The organism is Pedobacter sp. (assembly GCF_965279535.1).
Lineage (GTDB): Bacteria > Bacteroidota > Bacteroidia > Sphingobacteriales > Sphingobacteriaceae > Pedobacter.
Genome location: NZ_OZ257244.1, coordinates 5099053 through 5118883, shown reverse-complemented (window position 1 = coordinate 5118883; position 19831 = coordinate 5099053). Strand labels below are relative to the sequence as shown.

General features: G+C 40.5%; 11 protein-coding genes. 2 read left to right on the top strand and 9 right to left on the bottom strand.

The features are described from left to right. Positions 1-11 precede the first annotated feature (11 nt). The 7 genes from ACQY77_RS21280 to ACQY77_RS21250 form a co-directional block, all read right to left on the bottom strand. A complete protein-coding gene (locus ACQY77_RS21280; protein ID WP_421940307.1) occupies positions 12-1418 on the bottom strand; it encodes a sugar porter family MFS transporter in 1407 nt (468 codons plus the stop codon). A 28-nt stretch (positions 1419-1446) separates the two neighbouring features. Then, positions 1447-3768, bottom strand: a complete 2322-nt coding sequence (locus tag ACQY77_RS21275; RefSeq protein WP_421940308.1) for a GH92 family glycosyl hydrolase — start codon at positions 3766-3768, stop codon at positions 1447-1449. Between the two features lie 13 nt (positions 3769-3781). After that, a complete protein-coding gene (locus ACQY77_RS21270) occupies positions 3782-5614 on the bottom strand; it encodes a class I mannose-6-phosphate isomerase (RefSeq protein WP_421940309.1) in 1833 nt (610 codons plus the stop codon). A gap of 115 nt (positions 5615-5729) precedes the next feature. Beyond that, complete coding sequence (locus ACQY77_RS21265) at positions 5730-8627, bottom strand: glycoside hydrolase family 38 C-terminal domain-containing protein (protein ID WP_421940310.1); 2898 nt, start codon at positions 8625-8627, stop codon at positions 5730-5732. A gap of 108 nt (positions 8628-8735) precedes the next feature. Then, positions 8736-9494, bottom strand: coding sequence for a DUF3823 domain-containing protein (locus tag ACQY77_RS21260; protein ID WP_421940311.1), 759 nt, complete (start codon positions 9492-9494; stop codon positions 8736-8738). Positions 9495-9502: 8 nt separating this feature from the next. Beyond that, entirely contained in the window at positions 9503-11443 is a 1941-nt protein-coding gene (locus ACQY77_RS21255) for a RagB/SusD family nutrient uptake outer membrane protein (protein WP_421940312.1), read from the bottom strand. Positions 11444-11452: 9 nt separating this feature from the next. After that, positions 11453-14620, bottom strand: a complete 3168-nt coding sequence (locus ACQY77_RS21250; RefSeq protein WP_421940313.1) for a SusC/RagA family TonB-linked outer membrane protein — start codon at positions 14618-14620, stop codon at positions 11453-11455. Positions 14621-14973: 353 nt separating this feature from the next. Between ACQY77_RS21250 and ACQY77_RS21245 the strand changes: the two genes are divergently transcribed. Further along, a complete protein-coding gene (locus tag ACQY77_RS21245; protein WP_421940314.1) occupies positions 14974-15702 on the top strand; it encodes a GntR family transcriptional regulator in 729 nt (242 codons plus the stop codon). Here ACQY77_RS21245 and ACQY77_RS21240 read toward each other — a convergent pair. Continuing rightward, positions 15699-17246, bottom strand: a complete 1548-nt coding sequence (locus ACQY77_RS21240) for a sulfatase (protein WP_421940315.1) — start codon at positions 17244-17246, stop codon at positions 15699-15701. The two genes, ACQY77_RS21245 and ACQY77_RS21240, sit on opposite strands and share 4 nt — an antisense overlap. Before the next feature lie 380 nt (positions 17247-17626). On the opposite strand from ACQY77_RS21240, the gene ACQY77_RS21235 reads away from it, so the two are divergent. Further along, on the top strand, positions 17627-18385 hold the full coding sequence (locus tag ACQY77_RS21235; RefSeq protein WP_421940316.1) for a class I SAM-dependent methyltransferase: 759 nt from the start codon (positions 17627-17629) through the stop codon (positions 18383-18385). 18 nt (positions 18386-18403) lie between these two features. On the opposite strand, the gene ACQY77_RS21230 is transcribed toward ACQY77_RS21235, so the two are convergent. Beyond that, entirely contained in the window at positions 18404-19786 is a 1383-nt protein-coding gene (locus ACQY77_RS21230) for a sulfatase (RefSeq protein WP_421940317.1), read from the bottom strand. Between the last annotated feature and the right edge of the window lie 45 nt (positions 19787-19831).

Below are 19831 nucleotides of genomic sequence, written 5' to 3'. Positions count from 1 at the left end.
CAATTCAATGTTTAATGAACAAAAAAGTGTTCTTCGGTTTCTTTTTCTTTCCAGTCGTTTTCAATCTGCTCGAGCGATTTACCTTTCGTTTCCGGGAGCAGTTTATACACGGCCAAAAAGGCTATCAGGCAGAAAAATGCAAAAAACCAGAATGTACCTGCAGTACCAATGGATTTAAGCAATATGGGCGTTAATTGCCCCACAATCGTATCCGCAACCCACATTACCATAATGCTAATGGCCAATGCCCTGCCCCTAATGGCACTTGGAAAAATTTCTGAGGCAACCACGAATTTCAAAGGGCCAATTGAAAAAGCAAAACAGGCCAAAAATCCTAATACACAAATGAGTAACCAGATGCTGGTGGTTGCACCATAATAAAAACAAAAACCGGTTAAAAGCAGGGTAATGGTTGCTCCTGCTGTTCCAAAAAGATATAATGGCCTTCTGCCCCAGCTATCGACTTTCCAGATAGCAACCAGGGTGAAAAGCATGTTGGCTAGGCCAAAAATAATCTGACTGATGAGCGAATTGCTCAATGAGATCCCGGCGTTACTCAAAATACTGGGGCCGTAATAAATAATCGCATTGATGCCACTGAATTGTGAAAATAAAGGAAGTAGAATGCCGATCAGCAGTGCTTTTCTCATTCCAGGAGCGAACAACTCCCTGTAAGAACTTTTATCTGATTGTTTTACTGCTTTATCTTGTTCTGCTTCAACTTCCGCTACACTGCGTTTGCTGATTCCGCTAATGATAGCTATACCTTCAGCCCTTCTTCCCTTTTGCATCAACCATCGCGGGCTTTCAGGGATAATGAGTAAGCCGATGAAAAACAATGCTGCAGGAATAACGCCTAAGCCTAACATCCCCCGCCATACCTCTGCATTAAAAATCTGGCTTAACCCATGATTCGCGACACTTTGATCTGCAGCACTCAGCAGTGCCGCATTGCTTAAATAAGCTACTAAAATACCGAAGGTAAGTGCAAACTGATAGTACGTTACCAAACGACCTCTGATTGCCGAAGGTGCAATTTCTGAGATGTATAGCGGCACTACGTTAGAGGCAATACCGATGCCAATTCCTCCAATTAATCTTGCCGCAATTACACCAGCCAGGTTAGGCATAAATGCACAGCCCAAAGCCGAAGCGATAAAAAGTAATGCGGTAAGGATTAGCGGTTTTTTACGTCCCAAACGATCACTTAACTCACCGGAGAAAGCCACACCAATAATGCAACCCACCAAAGCTGAGGATACAAACCAACCCTCCTGTGCTGCTGAAAGGGTAAACTGTTTTTGAACGAGTGGCAATACACCCGAAATCACGGCCATATCAAAGCCAAAGAGAAAGCCACCCAAAGAGGCAACGAGGGTAACGGTTAAAATGCTAATCTGCTTTTGCTGGTTATTCATAATTTATATTTTGGTCAGGGTTATTCATTTAATTTGCTGGCGACATAGATGGTGGTGCATCTGTGGGTTTACTTCCCCATTTTTCATTCGGTTTAGCGCCCATATTTAGTGAGAGCTTTCCGCCCTTCACTAAATCAGCGTGGTAGAACCATGGTTTTGTTAAAGGTTTTCCATCCAGTGTTGCAGATTGGATATATCGGTTTGCATCAGAAGTATTATTAGCTTCGATTACAAACTGTTTTCCACTGTAATATTTATGATCCAAAGCAATGGTAATTTTTGAAAATATTGGGCTTCCAATTTCATAGAATGGTTTCGAAGCTACGCCACCATCGGTTTGAAACAGACCCATGGCCGCCATTACAAACCAGGCACCCATCTGCCCCTCGTCTTCATCGCCAAGCCAGCCATGATAAGGTGTAGCACCATAGTATCTGTTCATGATCTCTCTGGTCCATTTTTGAGTAAGCCATGGTTTTCCCGAATAATTGAAAAGCCATGCAGCCTGCATATTAGGCTGGTTACCATGGTTTACAGGCACCAAATCGTATTGATCTCCTTCTGCATTGAAGTTATATTTTACCGATTTCTCAAAACCATCATTTAGCCGGTGGTTAAACTCATCTTTCCCCATGAGGTTCAGAATACCCTGTACATCATGCGGATTGAAAAAACTATACTGCCAGGCATTCCCTTCCAGATAACCCGGGCCACTAAAGTTGGTGCAACAGAAGGGGCTCCAATCCTTTACCCAGCTTCCATCACGATTTTTCATTCTGATGTATTTGGTTTCCGTATCAAAAACATTTTTATAGCTGCCGGCACGTTTTAAAAACAATTGTGCGTCATCCGTCTTCCCAAGTGCTTTGGCCATTTGAGCTACGCACCAATCGTCATAGGCATATTCTAAGGTATTGGATACCTGACCTTCTTCGTTGGGTACATAACCCAGTTTCATATAAGAATCGAAGAAACGGTTTCCGGCAAAACCATTTTCCGGGGTTTTCACACCGGGGGTAGTTTGCTGATGTAGCATGGCTTTATAGGCCAGCTGTACATCAAAATCACGAATGCCCTTTTGGTAAGCACCTACTATTAACGGAATTTCGTGAGAAGCTTCCATAATCCCCGAATATTCGATCCCCGCAGGACCTTTGGGTAGCCAACCGCCGGTTTTGTAAATTTCAATCAACGATTTGGCCCAGTTACTGGTTAAATCCGGATTTACTAAACCCCATAGCTGGTTTAAATTCCAGAAAGTATTCCATAATGCATCCGAACCATAAACAGGAGAATCTGATTGACGAACCTGCTCATTTGCATCCACATATTTGCCATTAACATCGCTCCATGTTGTTCTGGCTACATATGAACGATAAAAATTGGTATAGAACTTCTTTTTATCCACTTCTGTTCCCCCTTCTACCTTAATTTTGCTCAACATGCCATTCCATACCTTATAGGCATTGTTTTTAACTGCATCAAAATTCCAGTTGAAAGGATTCATTTCGGTTTCGAGGTTTAGCCTTGCCTGATCAATACTCACCAGAGAGATACCCGTTTGCATGAGGATAACTTCACCAGCCTTTACGCTGAAATCGGCAAAGGCTCCCATTTTACCTTTACCCAGGATTTCTTTAATATTCTGTTCAACTTTACTCCCCTTCCAGCCTCCGAATTTTTTAATGGGCTTATTAAATCTGATCACAAAGTGAACAGTGTATTCATTCCAGCTCCATTTCTGATGGGAATATCCTTCAATTTCCCGGTCAGATATCTGGGTAAATTTCGCGTCCAAAATATCGGTTTTAGCCTCACCGGGAATATCAAGGTCCAACAAAACATGTGCTTCTTCGTGTGCTTCAGGATAACTGAACTTAAAAAAACCTGCCCGGGTGGTACTGGTAAGCTCTGTACGGATATTACCATTCATAAGTGTTACGCCATAATAACCGGGTTTTGCTACCTCAGTAGATTTATCAATCCGGGAACGATATCCTGAAGTCCAGCCTGTGGTGGGTGCATCTGCAGGGCCACGATAGGTACTCAGCAAGCCAACAGTTGGCATCACCGAAAGTCCAACCATAGTCCAGCTGTGAATGTGGCTGAATCCACCGATATTATTAATGGAATATTCGTATCCTGATTTCCAAACATCACCCTGGTTGTCAGGACTCAATTGTACCATCCCAAAAGGCATGGTAGCACCTGGGTTTAGCATCCATCGTGATTCTGAAGTACCTAATAAAGGGTCTGCGTAATCTACAGGTTCTTTTTGCTGTGCCTGTACAGATACGAAAATGATTTGAAGCATTAATAATATCAGCAAATTTTTCTTCTGTAAATCCATGATGGTTAACCTGTTATAGTGCTAAATTGAATTCATCTTTAACAAAAGCCTTTACTGCTTTAGCTGGTGTATTTCCCTTATTGATAAGGGTATAACTTTTTGCCCCGGCAGGGATTACAAATGTTTCAGCATAGTTAAATAACCTGCTCGTTCCATCGGCTGTAATCACTTCAACACTGCTTCCTTCCACAAGCATTAAAATATGACAAACATCTTTAGTATCAACTACAACCTGAGTAGCAAATTCGATACGGTGAATATCATAAAAATGATCTTCGTGAGTGGGAAGGTGGATAATTTGCCAGTCTTCACCTTTAGTTAGCAATTTAGGCCTGGAAATAAGTTCTGCTTTAACCTTCTCGCCTTTTCTCTCAAATTTAAGGTTATTAAAAGCATGGTCGATATTAATTGGTCTGGGCTGGCCGTCAAGGCCTAAACGCATCCAATCGTACATTTTAAAAGTAAAGATGTATGGTGTTGCACTAATTTCGAGTACCAGGTTATCGGCACCTGCGCTATGAACCGTGCCATTTGGAATTAAGAAAAGATCATGCTTTTCTGCTTCATGAACCTGTACATATTCAGTGATATCAATTTCCTGATTCTCAGTCTGGCTTCTAACCAGTTCTTTTTTAAATACTTCAGGGTTAATATCTTCCTGAAAGCCTAAATATACCTGCGCACCTTTTTTACAGTCGAGAATGTAATAAGTTTCGTCTTGTGTGATATTTTCTCCAAACTGAGATCTGATATAAGATAATGAAGGATGGCACTGAATGGAAAGGTTTCCACCATCAAAAGTATCTAAGAAATCAAACCTGATTGGGAATTCAGTACCAAAAACGGCTGCATGCTTACCTAAAACAGCTTGCGATTGATTAAACATTAAAAAATCGAAAGAAACTTCAAGCAAAAAGCCATCACTTTCAAAGAGAATTCCGTTCTCCGGTACAATTAACTCAAAAGACCAGGCATAATTCACTTCGTCTTTGTTCAGTCCTTCAATTTTTTCCTGCATCCAATGCCCACCCCAGGCACCTGCCTCAAACCAGGGACGAACCCTGAAAACCGATTTACTCATGGCTGTTAAACCAAACTGTAAATCTTCATTGAACATCCAGTTTATGCTGTCTTTACGTTGCGCATCGGCAATAACCGTTATTTCTTTTGTAATGGCTTGCTTATGGTTATTTAACACCACCCAATCTACAAAGAAGAAACGTTTGTAAGCTGCGTGGTTACCGGCAGGTTTGTCGCTTCCTAAATTGGTAATCGAGCCTGCGCGCATTCTATATTGTATTTCGTTTTTAGGAATATCCAGGTAAACAATTGGGGCATTCCAGTTTAAAAGTGACGCTCCAATACCGATGGCAATGTTGAGATCGGCAGCGGGATCGGGTTGTGAGTTCCGGAGCACTGGAACATCAAAAAAATCGGTAATGTTCAAATTAGTTTTGGTTCCCCAAACACTTTTAGCTTCACCAAGGAAAGGTTGTACCATGGTTTGAATCTCCGCATTACCTTTCAGCTTGTCGGCCAGGTATGTCCAGCTAACTTTTAAGCCCCTTTTGTCGAAGACGCTTTGCAGGGCTCGCTCAACATCTTCCCAAAGTACACCTACGTAACCATCTATCCTAACGTTCTTTTCTGAAATTATCCAGTCTGCCAAACGCTCATATCCATTAAAAATCTTTCCTGAATCCAGTTTGTGTGAAGGATAAATATCATATCCTTTCCCCAGTCCATTTCTATCTTTTAGGTTTTCAGGCAAAATTGTTTCAGAACTCTTGCGCCATTGCTGATTAACTAATCGGTTCGTATCCGCTACGTGAGTATTCACTTCCATATAAAACGTTATTCTAATGATTTAAACAAATGTACATATGTACATACATATATCCTAATATTTTTTAATTTTCTGTTTTCCTTAGATTCAAACTAATCAAAGTCCTAATATTCAACTATTTAAATAAAACTTTCAGCGTCATTAACTCGTGTGGGATGAGTTTAATTTTACCGGTCAGCTGTTCGGTTGTTGTTCCATATGGAGTACTTTTATACAAAACTGCCTGTTTATTATCTGGCCATGTAAGTTCTACTTCTTCTGCCTGTTCTGATACTGATTTTAATCTCAAAAGTACGCCCTGCTCATCTGTTAAGGGCTGTAACGTTGATACAACAATTTTAGGATTACTAAGCAATAACATACTTTTTTTTATTGGATTTTGTGCTGCAGGCACCACAATTAAAGGCCGGTTTTGCGCCGTTCCGAATTGTTCAGATCTGCTGGGTTCGAAATTCCCTTCATGAGGCATAATTACATATTTATTGCTGATGATACCGCTTTGCTTTAAAGGAAAATTAGTATCCCAGTGGTTGTTAATGGGCCAGGAGAATAGTGTTTGGGTTTCCGGCACTTGTTTAATCCACTCCCGGGCCTGCCGGGCACCGTCTAAAATATCACCACTTAAATTTCCCAATTCCACGATTGGTGCCTCAATGGCCGTCCAGCTTACACCATAATCCGCATTTGAAATATCGATCCACCGCTGAAATGCAAACCAATTTTTGTTGCTAAAAGGAATCTGATCGGTTTCTGGTTGCATAAACCCCAAAGGAATATCCATTTTAATCTTGCCTGAAGAAACCTGAAAGGGAAAACCATAGTGAATGCCTTCCTTGTTTGTTGTGGCTGTTTTATCTAAAGTATTATTCAAAACAATGTAAGCCTGATCTTTAATGAGTGTTATCTCTTTCCTGATCCAGTTACTGCCCATTCCTTTTGAATGGATGACTAAAGTAGACAATAATGGGCCCTTTTCTTTTATTTCAATGTAACTGAGTTTATCGCTTGTCGGTTTTCCAGGCATCATTTCGGGCTTCCCGTTTTTTACACCATACAAGTGGTTGTAACTATTAAAACCAAAAGGACTTTTACGATCTACAAATTCGCGTTTGGTTTTCAGGTCGATAATACTGGTGATGTTTCCGTTTAACGTATCAACAGAGAGTGCTAATAAACTGTTATTCAAGTGGTCTTTCCCGATAGACATTGCAGGCTTCTTGCTTTGCTTCCCAGGTTTTATTTGATAAAATGCAGAGCCAAACGGGGGAATTGAATCGGATAGAAAGGCCAATTCGCCTGTAGAAAGTCGTTGACTGTTCATTTCCCGGCCTTGCTCATTTACTACTTTATCTCCTTTTTTACTTTCTTCTGGAGCTATTTTTATTAGTCCTTTCCTTGCCCATGATAAGGTATTGATTACTGCAAAACCGTTTTCACCATCCTTTTTGATATCCTTAACACCCTGCTCGATTAACGCTTTACTGAGCTGGCCTGCTTGCTCAAAGTACGCTGCTTTTTGTTGTTCTACCTGATGGGCGAGCGGAGCTGTGGGATCCTGATAACCCCAGGTATGTTCGGCAGATAAAAGTAAATTATCCCATACGCGATCAAATCCCGGATTGTTTTTTTTACCCAACATAGACCATAAGGCCTCTGCCTGTACAAGATCTTCTTTTGCTATTCTCCCTATCCCTACTCTTTTAGCATCAGAGGCTAAGCCCTGTGTCCAGAATTCGGTCATATCTCCCCCATATTCGGGAATAATTGATTTATATTTACTTTCATAGGCCTCTAAAATGGTTTTGGATCCGGCAATTACGAGTTTCGGATAAGCATACTGCGCATTCCAGAGTTTAACCGCATCTGGCAAATCGGCATCTATCAGGCAATTATCCGCCATAGACCAGGTCATCACAAAGATATCGTATGGAGAATTTCGATCTTCCAGCTTTTGGGTTTCCTGAAAAATAAACGGATCGATAAAATTTTCAAGCGGGTTATCGGTGCTGAGTCTGTCGTATTCAGTAGTAAATGCCTGAATTTTCCCCAGGCCATACTTCTGGCCTTTAGCCCTGAAGCCATACCCATAGGAAGTTGCCTGCAAATAAAAAAGTTTATCTTTTCCATTGTTGGACAGCCAGTAAAAAGGTTTATTTTCCCAGGCCTGGCGGAGATCGTAATAATTAGGATAACTAAAAAATGCTTTAACACCACTTTTTGCCGCAGCCTGCACCAGGCCCCAGGATGCCCCAGGATTATCCATCTGCACCATTGTTGTGATGGGTATACCTGTAAATGACTCAATCTGCGCACTAGATTTGAACATGGCCAGCAATTGCTCATCAGAGCAGGTAGAGGTATTGATATTGGAGTGTGCCGCATCAATCTGAATCCAGCCCTTTCTTACCGCATTAACAAATGATTTCTTTTGCCCCGCTGTGGCTTTATTTAAATAACGCTCTACCACCCAGGTGGCTTCGGGGTTCCAAACAAATTTTGCCCCATCCGGGTAATCCCGGGTCTTGCTGGCAATGTCAATTCCTACATCGATATTGCGGATATGAAGGTCTTTTACTACCTCCTGCAAATTCGTATAACCGATATCTACATGACTGTGGGGATAAATGTAAACCGTCCACTTTTTTTTAGCGGGAACATTTATTTCCTGAACGAATTTCCCTGATGCACTGGTGATGGTCAGATTAACCATTGTGGATTTTAGTCCGACATTTTCAGGCAGTAAAACGGATAAGGAATCTTGAGCTTGTTGTAATTGAATATTAAATTGTTCCGCTTTACCCTCGGCTTCAATTTTGACTGTTATCTTTCCAAACAGCTTTTTACCGGAGAAAAAAATCATTACTTCTCTTCCCGCTTTACCATCTGTACGATATTTATACCAGGGCTTAACGATATAATTTAAGCCTTGAGGTTCGGATTTCAAGCAAAAATGGGCAAAAGCCTGCTGTACCAGAAAAATTCCGGTAAAAAGAAAATACTTAAACTTATACATCTGATGGGGATTTTAAAGACGTAAATCTCCTTAAGAAAAGCAGGGATTAGCCCGAACTAATCCCTTGCTTAACTGCTAAAAATAGATAGTATTTAAATAGATAGATGACTAAGGAACATTTACAATTTTAACCTCATTATAATTGTAAATATTTGCACCATAGGCAATTCTTGCTCCAATACGAACGTACAATTCTCTTTTGGTAGGTAAGGTTGCCGGTGTGGTTATCGTTTGGGTAGTTCCCAACAAAGCATTAGCTCCATTACCAGTGTAAGTGGTTTTTGCAGACCACCTGGTGTCATAATTCCAATTGCCCACATACTTTGTACCATTTACAAAAAGCATTGCATCGGTAATGTTTTGCTGGAACAAGGCATTGCCTGTTCCCCTGGTAATTTTATAACTAGCAGTGATGGTGCCGTTGGGGTTTAAAACAGGTTCGCCTACCCATTCAACGCGCAGGAAGGGCTCTACTGCAAAATCTACCGTTGTTGTACCACCAGAAACATTAACGGTTTTACTGTTATCAATGGCTACAGGAGTAGTTTGTACCAAAGGAACAAATGCCCCTTCTACAGAAATCTTATAAGTACCTTCAAAAATTTTGGTATTGATCCAGGTACCGTCCATTTTGCTTCCTAAAAATTGAGGTGTTGCGGTAGCGCTCCAGCTGGTTTCAATCAGCTTGATTCTGGTTCCTGCTGTATTATCCCCGGTAACTTCTGTTTGTAAGGGTTTCCCTGTAACCACATCGGTTACTGTACCTTGTAAAGTTTGATCGGGTGCTTTGTAGTTATCGAACTTTGAACATGAGCTTGCAGATAATCCTGCAAGGCAAATTGCGATGTAATATACGATGCGTTTCATATGCTTAATTACCATCCTGGGTTTTGAACTAAATTTAAACTCTTTGCAATTGCTGCTGTAGGAATCTGTGTGTAATACCATCTCGATTGGAAAGTAAACTGTACACTTCGTTCCTCAAAACGAGCATCCATTATGTATTTGTTTTGATCTGCAACTAAGATTGGGAGTAATGCCTTATAAATTGTTGCATTTTGTTCCTGATCGGCAATTCTCCATCTTCTCAGGTCCCAAATGGTTTTATTTTCAAAAGCCAGTTCCCTTCTTCTTTCCATGCGGATATCGTTTGCAGCGGTAATGGCCGTTAACAGACTTGCTCCTGCCCTTTCTCTGACTTGGTTGATGGCGGTAAGTGCATCAGCAGCATAGGTACCTGCCTGCCCTAAAAGGAACAACTCATAAGCCGCTTCTGCTTTATTCAACAATACTTCTCCATATCTGAATTCCATCCACTGCTGTTCAGAACGACCCGGAATAGTTTCAGCAGTTGCTTTATCAGGATTTAAGTACTTTCTGATATAAAATCCTGTGATGGTTCCCCCGGTTGCATTGGCAGTAATCGCAGTAAATACCCCACTCAGGCCAGATTTAGTTACTTTTGAACCATTTGGCAAGGTGTAAAGGTTTGTATTATTTTCTGCTATGGTAGCCGATCCAACAACGGTTGCAGGATATGCAGAAGTTGAATTTGCAGGTAGAAGTTTATTCAATCCGGCAGCAGAACTTCCGGTGTAAATACCTCGTCTTACCTCAATGGCTGTTCCCTTAAACTGATCACCTGGTAAAATTACAGTTGCCCTTAACCTCGGTTCAGCATTGGCAAAAAGATCAGTAGTATTATTAAAGAAAATATATTTCCCTGTAGCATCAAGCACCTGAATAGTACCATCGGCATTTTTAGGAAATCCTTCAAACATCTCTACGAAATTAAGTGTCGGACAAGTTTCTGATGAATAATTGCCTTGAGGTCCTTCTAATTGTTTAGGCACGCTGGTTGCATCATACTGATGCACCGCATCAGGGTATTTGTACTGTCTTACAAAAATGGCCTCGTTATTAGCGGCTGTAGCATCTAAAAAAAGATTCACAAAATTGTTGTATTGCGCTGTTTTATCACCCGCAGCCCATTTGGCTTTGTATAGGTTATATTTCCCCGTTAACAGATTTGCAGCGTCATAACTGGCCTTAAAATAGGTTGCTGCTTTCGAAGCCGGAATTCCGCATAAACGTTTTCCATCTGTTGAAGTTAAATTAATGGTATTATACTTGGCAATAGTTCCTGCAAAAAGCATGGCTCTTGATTTAAGTGCAGCAGCAGCATACTTGTTTGCTCTTCCAGTCTTATTGGTTTCAGGAAGACTTACAAAAGCTAAATCGCAATCGGCAGAGATAAAATCATAAACCGCTTCTTCAGATGCACGGGGAATTTTTAATTCCTCAATCTCCGAGGCCAGTTCACTAATGGTTTGCCCCGGGCTGGTTAATAACTTATCTACAATTGGAACTCCACCATAGCGCTTTACCAATGCGAAATAGGTAAAAGCCCGGATAAATCTCGCTTCAGCCATCCAATTGGTTACCTGCTCAGGTTTAAAATTGCCCGCATAGGTTGGCAAAGTTTCCATAAAATAATTGCAGTCGCGAATAAGTGTATAAGCTGCAGACCAGTAGTTAAAAGTTTCTGTGGTATTGCCCATATCGCGGCTCGAAGCTTCTCCCGTTACAGCATGTGCTGATCCCACAGTGGTGTTATTAAATCCACCTGTTGGTGTATATTTAAAATCTTCAACAGGCATAGTGATATAAATCCTGGCCAGATAAGCCGTAATACCGGCCTCGGTAGTAAACAGGTCTTTATCCTGGATCACGTTCACCGGCGGTACATCTAGTTTACGGCATGCTGTAAGCGAAATCAGCAGTACAGCAATTAATGAATATATTTTTTGTTTCATGACTTTCTTTTAAAGTTTTAGATTTAAACCAAAAGTGAATTTCTTATCCAAGGGATAGGTATATCCAAAATCACTTGAAGGATGCTCCGGATCTAAGAATTTCAGATCTGTAACAGTTAACAGGTTATATGCGTTGGCATAAACCCTTAATCCCCTTATACCAATTTTAGTAAATAATTTAGATGGCAAAGTGTAGCCCAGTTCGATGGATTTAATCCTGAAGTACTTCGCATTTTGCGCATTGGCCAGTGTATTGGTATAAGGTACCGTACCTGTGTAAGCATAATATCCTGGAACCCATTGTGTATTTGGATCATAAGGATCGGCATTAGGATCTACAGGATGATACCGGTCTAAAAACTGACGCAATGCATTTCCTCCTGCCCACAATGGGGTGTTTAATTGCTCAAAATAAGAAACATATACATTTCCTGCACCACTGATTGTGGTATTGAAATCCCAGTTTTTATAGCTCATATCCAGCGTTAAGCCGTAGGTAAAAGTTGGCAAACCAGCGGTAGAAATCGGATGATTATCTAAAATATTGATGGCCCCGTCTCCGTTCCAATCTTCATATCTGTAATCACCAACAACAGTGTTTTTAGGTACATAAATGTTGCTGTTCCTAATGGCGTTCCAATCCTCAAATTGTCCGGCAGTACCATAGCCCCAATAAAGATTGTTCCAACGATTTTCGGTGTAAGTACTATTATTCCAGTTTAAATAAGAATTTCCGGCCCGTGCAATAACCCTTGTGGTATTCATCGTGCGCGTAATTCCCATGGTTCCTTTAATGCCATAGAAAAACTTACCAAAATGATTTCTGTGGTTCACCTCCAGGTCGATACCTCTGGAACGATCGCCATTTAGATTTTCCTGAGGAAAACCTACTCCTACAACATCTGGCAAGGTAGAAGACTGTGTAGCCAATAATCCGGTTCTGTTTCGTACGAAGTAATCAATAGAGAATCCGAAAAGTCCGTTCCAGGCATCCGCATCTACCCCAACATCAAATGTTTTAGAAGTATACCAGGTGATAAATGGATTGGCTAAGCCTTTACTGGTGGCACTGCTGATAAAAGTTCCATCAAAAACAGAACCGGCAGGTGTTCCACTGGCAGAACCAGTTGAAGGATAGGTATAACCCGTAATAAACTGATAAGTAGAAGCGGCATCATCACCCTGTTTACCATAAGATGCCCGAACTTTGAAGGTATTAATAAACTTTAAAGCCGAATTTTTCCAGAAACTTTCTTCAGAAATCCGGTATCCGGCCGATGCTACCGGGAAAAATCCCCACTGTCGATCAGTAGCAAACTTTGAAGTTCCATCTGCTCTGAATGCAAATTCAGCTAAATATTTGCCTTTGTAATCATAAGAAAACTTTCCAACATAAGAGGCTGTCCGGTTATCAAATAAGTTCAACTGGTTAGAAGACATGTTGCCTTGCTGGTTTAAACTGTTTCCGGCCAGCAGCTGATCAACAGGGATTGAAAGCTCCCGCTGTGCATAAAAGTTATCGCCCTTGAGGATGTTGCTTTCATATAAAAGTAAGCCGCTAACATTATGTGAACCGAAAGTCCGGGCATAATTTAATGAGCCCTGGAATAAAAACGAAGGATAGTCGTAAAACTCTCTTCTTAGCGTAGAAGGCGACTTTTGCGGACTTGGCGTATAAACATTTGTACCTGCGTTGTAGCTAAAAAGATTATAAGTTTTGTTATAAAATTTATTATTGGCAATTTGATAATCGTAACTAAACAAACCTTTAGCACTCAGCCCTTTTACGAAAGGCACATCATAGTTTAAGCTTGCAGAAGACTGAAACCATTTATTTGAATAGATTCTATAACCGCTGATATCGGCATTAGCATGTGCAACAGCATTAAGTGAACTGGGCACATTGGCCAGATAATCGGGGTTATTATTGGCATAAATCTGTTCAGTTGGTGCCTGATACCAGGTACTTCTGATTACCCAGTAAGTATCTTCCAATAATTGATCTTTTTGGTCAATTATACCATTCAGGTTCAAATCGAAGGTTAGGTTTTTAGTTAATTTGGTACTTAAATTAGACCTTAAATTATACCGGTTGTAGCGTAAGTCTCCAGATTTAAAATACCCGTCTTGTTGCTGATAACCCAGGCTGGCAAAATAAGTTGTATTTTCTGTTCCTCCCGAAGCACTGATATCATGCTGCATTTGCGGAGCGAAATCGTTTAGAACAGCCTCATTCCAATTGGAAGCCACTTTCTTTCCTGTAGCATAATCACTAAAATCTTGCGGCGTAAAACGGATATTACCCTTTTGACCTGCCCCTATATTGTGTACCTGAATCTCATTTGCAAGCGTCATGTAATCCAGAATATCGACACTCTTAGGCATAAAAGAAGGTGTTTGCACAGAGTATGAGCCATTATATGTTAAAGATGTTTGCCCCTTTTTACCTTTCTTGGTCGTGATCAATACTACTCCATTCGCCGAGCGCACCCCATAAATAGCTGCCGAGGCATCTTTCAACACAGTGATGCTCTCCACATCCTCCGGATTTAAACGTGAAAAGTTGTTCCGGACAATTCCATCTATAACCACAAGCGGAGAACCTAAACCACGAACATCAAAAGTATTGTTAAAACTTCCAGGCTCACTGCTGTTTTGTATAGAACGCACACCAGCAATTTTACCGGTTAGCATGTTCTGGATATTCTCATTTTTGGTGGTAACAATTTCCTTGCTGGTAACCGTAGAAACGGCTCCCGTGATACTTCCCTTCTTCTGTTGTCCGTAACCTACTACCACAACTTCCTCCAGATCAGAAGTACTTGGAACCAGCTGGATAGTTACGCCTTTCTGTGTTCCCACACTTAACTCCTGATTTTTGTAACCCACCATCCTGAAAATCAATACCTGACCAGGCCTGGCGTCAATAGCAAATTTTCCATCGGTATCAGTACCGGTTACTACTTTCGAATCTTTTACTGCAACACTTACTCCCGGAATCCCGATTCCTTTTTCATCAACTACAGTACCCTGAAATTTAGTGCTGGTTTGGGCAAGTGCCGACAGGCAGCAAATAACCAGCATAAAAGAGGCAAGCCAGGTTTTCAGGGCTCGGTATTTTAAACCATCCGGGCCATGTTTTCCCCGCGATGGATAATAAACATCTGTGATTTCCATAGGGATTTTACGCAGATGCGTTTGGCAATTAGGTAAAAATAGTTTCATAAAATTAATAGCTATTCTTGTTGGGTTTGGAATTAAATATGTATGTACATCTATATTGTAATCAGAACATCGAGTCGTGTTCTATAAAATATTCTGTTTTATGGAAATGCCGAGGAAAGGAGCATATTCTCGGCTAATTTTCGCTCAGTCCTTTCTAGGGAAGCTTTTAGTCTCATAATTAGTTATTTAAGAGTTATAAATTGGTTATGTACAAACATATAAACATTTAAAATAAAAACAAATATATTTTTATTAATTTTGTATTAAGTTTTTAGCTAGATTTAGTTTTCGTTATATAAAGCCAGATGAAATTATCGATTGACCATAAAAGCCATGTTCCTTTACACATACAGGCTGAGGAATTACTCCGCGAGCTGATCAAGGACCCTCAGTATGCAACCAAGTTCTTACCCAATGAGGTTGATATGGCCAAACAACTGGCCATATCTAGAACCACGCTTCGCCAGGCGCTAAACAAGTTGGTTTATGAAGGTTTACTGATCAGAAAAAAAGGTATAGGCACTAAAGTCGCCGAAGTATCAGTAAGCTCAAAATCAAATAATTGGCTTAGTTTTTCACAGGAAATGCAGGCACGTGGAATTCCAATTAAAAACTTTGAATTGCATATCAGCTGGGTTCACCCAGACGAAAAACTGGCTCATTTCTTCGACATTACTACCGATAAAAAAGTATTAAAACTCGAACGTTTGAGGGGACGTGCAGAAGGACCATTTGTTTATTTTATCTCCTATTTTCACCCAAGAGTAGGATTGACAGGAGAAGAAGATTTCAAGAGACCGCTTTACGAAATTCTGGAAAAAGATCATTCTGTGATCGCCAACCTGTCTAAAGAAGAGATTAGCGCCAGGGAAGCCGATAAATTTTTGGCAGCAAAACTTGAAATAGAACCTGGAAATGCCTTGTTATTCAGGAAACGCTTTGTTTTTGACCAGGGTGACCGCCCTATAGAATTTAACCTGGGTTATTATCGTGCTGATAGCTTTGTATATACAGTTGAAAGCCGCAGAGATTAGTGTATAGGGTCTTTATATTGCTGTTGTAAAGCTTTTAAGTGCTGTTTCAACTTCTCAATAAGTTTCTCATATCCAGGTTGATGATATAAATTTTTCATTTCTTTTGGGTCTTTTTTTAAATCGTAAAGTTCCCAGGAACTAACCGGATCATAGAAGTGAATTAGCTTATAACGATCTGTTCGGATGCCATAATGCCGTGTTAAACCGAAAGACTTTTCATAGTAATGGTAATAAATTTCCTTTCTCCAATCTTTGTCTTTTCCGGCAGTGAGCAGTTTTTTCATCGATGCCCCCTGCATATCTTCCGGAATTTTAATACCTGCTAAATCAAGCAAGGTGGGGGCAACATCAAGATTCAGTACAAAATTTTCAGTTTTTTTGCCCCCGGCAAAACCAGCAGGATATCTAATCATCATGGGTGTATGTAATGATTCTTCGTACATAAAACGCTTATCATACAAACCATGTTCTCCTAGAAAGAACCCCTGATCCGACAAGTAGATTACAATGGTATTTTCTGCCAGACGATTTTCTTCCAGATAAGTTAATACCCTTCCAATGTTATCATCTAACGAATTCACACACCTCAAATAATCTTCCATATAACGCTGAAATTGAAATCTGGCCACTTCATCAGCTGTTCTAAGTTTCTTAAATTGGTTATACTCTTTTTGAAAAGCGGCATCCCAAACCTTCCTTTCAGCAGGGGTTAAACGGCTTATCTCCCTTTGGTATTCTGCAGGTGCCCAATCGTTTATTTTATTTATCAAACAGCTGTCGCAAGGTATTTTACTATCATATCGAATATCAAGATGATCCCGCATCGTTACCTGCTGAATTTTAAGGGCTTCCCGGTCTTTATAGTCATCATAGTAGTTTGTAGGTAGGGGATATTTTCGATCATTAAACTTATTCAAATACTTTAATGGTGGCATTGCATTACGATGGGGAGCTTTATGATAAAGCATCAAAAAGAAAGGTGCTTCCTCTTTGGTTTTATCAATCCAGTCCAGTGCCATATCGGTTATTACATCTGTAACATAGCCCGTATACACAGTATCCTTGCCGTTTTTAATAAATTTAGGGTTGTAATAGTTTCCCTGATCAGGCAGGATATTCCAGTCATCGAAGCCTGTTGGCGTACTAAACAGATGCCATTTACCCATCATTGCCGTTCGATAGCCCGTAGCACGGAAAATCTTCGGAAGTGTTTGCTGTGTGCCATCAAAATAAGTTCCATTATCCTTCATTCCATTCATATGAGAATACTTTCCGGTAAGTATAACTGCTCTTGCAGGACTACACACAGCATTGGTAACAGCTGCTTGCCTCATCAACATACCTTCGCGTGCAATCCGGTCTATATGAAGTGTTTGAATTAACTTACTCCCATAAGCTGATACCGTTTGATAAGCATGATCATCGGACATGATAATGATAACATTCGGTTTTTTGTTCTGCTTCGCCGATTGCGCGTAAACCGCTGAAACGGATATAGAGAAACTGATGAAACAGCTAAATATTCGGCTTAAGGCATTCTTCATACTCAAAAATAAAATTGCTTATTCAAATGTAGTTAATATGTACAAACATACAAACATAAAGATTACCTTTTCAAAATTGAAGTTAAAATTCTAAAGCCACACGATAATCTTAAGCAATCACCTAAATGTATAAGCCATTTTAAATTAAAAAATTGATTCAATTACAAAATGTATAGTTTACCCATAGATTTAATATACATAAATACTATATTTGCCGGCATAGTATTCTGAAACATCGGGTGAAGCATTTAAACTTGCTTGCCAGATCAGAAACAGTTTTGTTGTTAGCCGGGGCGCGACGGATGTACGCCCCTGCTTCTTACCATCAGTACTGTATTCATGATAATAAGAATACTGTTTAATTAGCATAAAACTTATACATGAGCTTAGATCCCATTTCAAGATTTTCCGATCACTCCTCCGATTACCAGAAATACCGACCTGGCTACCCGGAAGCTATCATCACCTATCTGGAACAAAATATTGGCTTAAATGCAAAGAAAAATGTTGCTGATATCGGTTCGGGTACCGGTATATTTACGGAGTTATTTTTAAGAAAAGGTTATCCCGTTATCGCTGTAGAACCCAACGCAGAAATGAGGTTACAAGCAGAGGAGCATTTAGGGTACTTCAAGCAGTTTAAAAGCGTTGGCACCCGCGCGGAGTCTACACTTATTCCCACTGCATCTGTTGATCTGATTACTGTAGCCCAGGCATTTCACTGGTTCGACACCCAGCAAGTCAGGTCAGAGTTTCTGAGAATTGCCAAACCCGGTGCCCATGTGTTACTCGTATGGAACATCCTTCAAAATAAAACACCTTTCTTAAAAGCTTATCAGCAGTTTAAAGAAGGTTTTTCAGGATCAAAGCCTTATCGTGATAAAGCTGATCAGGAACAGGTAGCACATTTTTTTGATGGTGCAGCAATTACCGTTCAGGAAATTTACCACAGTAGATTATTAGATTTTAATGCGTTATTGGGTTACTTCAGATCGTCATCCTATGCTCCGCTCCCAGGTGAAGTACAATACCTGGATGCAGAACGGGATCTCCAGATAATCTTCGATCGCTTTGAGAAAAACGGCAAAGTAAAGCTGGAATATGATGCAAAAATGTTTTTAGGAAAAATTGCTCTATAACGAATATACATAACCTCGTTATTGCTGGCCTAATCTTGGCATAGATTTCCACCAGGCAATTAGTTTTTCTTTTAATTGAGCAGCTAATTTCCCCTGGCTTTCTACTAAATTGGTCCTTTCATGCCTATCCTTTACAATATTGTATAATTGCGAATCAGTACCATCACTGTTCATTAAAAATTTCCAATCGCCAAGGCGCATAGCCAGATTTGGGCTTTTATCTTTTGGATTTGGATAGTTGAAGGCTATGTTATTTCTACCATACTCCCAAAAAACAGGCTGGTCTCTACTCACAGTTTTGCCCAGGAATACCGGGCTTCTGTTTAGCCCATCTGCCTTATAGTTTTCAGGTAAAGCGATCCCGGCCATCGCTGTTAAGGATGGCAAAAGGTCAATAGCCGTTACCACTGATTTTTCATTAATTTGGCCTTCAGGGATATGTCCCGGCCAACTGATAATGAATGGCATACGTGTTCCTCCTTCGTAGAGTGAAAGCTTAGATCCGCGCAAACCAGCCGCCCGGCTTCCCTTAAAACTTGGTAACGGACCATTATCGCTGGTAAAAATGATGATGGTATTCTTGTCCTCCCCCATTTTTTTAAGTCCTTCAATCAATCTTCCGATCTGCACATCATATTCCCTTAAAACCCCTTTAAAGGCCGCTTCCTCCTGCGGGTTCATCGGGAATTTTCCCATATACTCTTTTTCAGTTCTCGGCACCCAGGGTGTGTGCACATCATCAGGCCAAAGATTAACGAAACAAGGTTTCCCCTTATTTTTCCGTATGAAATCCAGTGTTTTATCTACAAAATATTTCGTCCTGTCCCAACGTTTAATACTGTCTTTTTCCGACCAGATCCAATCTGTAGCAGTAATTGCTGGATCAGGATCCGGACTTTCATAGGTACTGGCATGCGCATCATACCCATATTGATCAAAGCCCGGTGCATCTTTTACATCCCTGCCCCCGCCCATGTGCCATTTTCCAAAATGTGCTGTTGCATATCCTGCCTGCTTAAAAATTTTCGCCATTGTTGGGGCAGCAGGATCTAAATAATCTGCCTGCTCCGCATTACGATTATGTTTTCTATTATCTAAATAAGTACTGAAATTCCACTTTCCAGGGTACATACCCGTAAGCATTCCTACCCTCGAGGGCGAACAGATTGGGGCAGCACTATAATATTGGGTTAATTTTAATCCCTTACTGGCCAGCCGATCAATCTGAGGTGTTGGCACAAATTTACCTCCAAAGGTTCCGATGTCGCTAAAGCCCATATCATCTGTTAAAATAATGATAACGTTTGGTTGTGCCTGTCTAACCTTACGCACTCGTTGGGCTTCCGCAAGTAAAGTCAGACTAACCAACAGGCCCAATAAATAAATTTTGTTTTTCAGCATAATGAATTTGGTAGAAGAAGCAATCTTATTAAAAAAGCATTAAAT